At 62.5% G+C, this 408-nt stretch carries 1 protein-coding gene; it reads left to right on the top strand.

Going from position 1 to position 408, the window contains the following annotated elements:
* Window positions 1-11: 11 nt before the first annotated feature.
* Window positions 12-408 (top strand): ferredoxin-like domain-containing protein (locus tag KHA85_RS20470; protein ID WP_272875191.1); only part of this gene is annotated, 397 nt, incomplete at its 3' end.

The following is a 408-nucleotide window of genomic DNA, read 5'->3' as shown; positions in this document are numbered from 1 at the left end:
ATGCGGAGCGCATGAAGAAGGAGAGCAACTTCCTGCGCGGCACCATCGCCGAAGATTTGAACGACGGCCTGACCGGCGGCTTCAACGGCGACAACTTCCTGTTGATCCGTTTTCACGGCATGTATCAGCAGGATGACCGCGATATTCGCGCCGAACGCGCCGAGCAGAAGCTGGAGCCGCGCCACGCCATGATGCTGCGCTGCCGCCTGCCGGGCGGCATCATCAGCCCGCAGCAGTGGCTGGGCATCGACAAGTTCGCGCAGGAGAGCACGCTGTACGGCAGCATTCGCATCACCAACCGCCAGACGTTCCAGTTTCACGGCATTCTGAAAGGCAACGTCAAACCGGTGCACCAGCTGCTGAACCGCCTGGGGCTGGACGCGTTGGCGACCGCCAACGACGTCAACC

This window comes from Dietzia massiliensis (assembly GCF_018390595.1).
Classification (GTDB): Bacteria; Actinomycetota; Actinomycetes; order Mycobacteriales; family Mycobacteriaceae; genus Dietzia; species Dietzia massiliensis.
The sequence above is the reverse complement of the archived record's forward strand: the minus strand, read 5'-3'. Positions and strand labels throughout refer to the sequence as shown.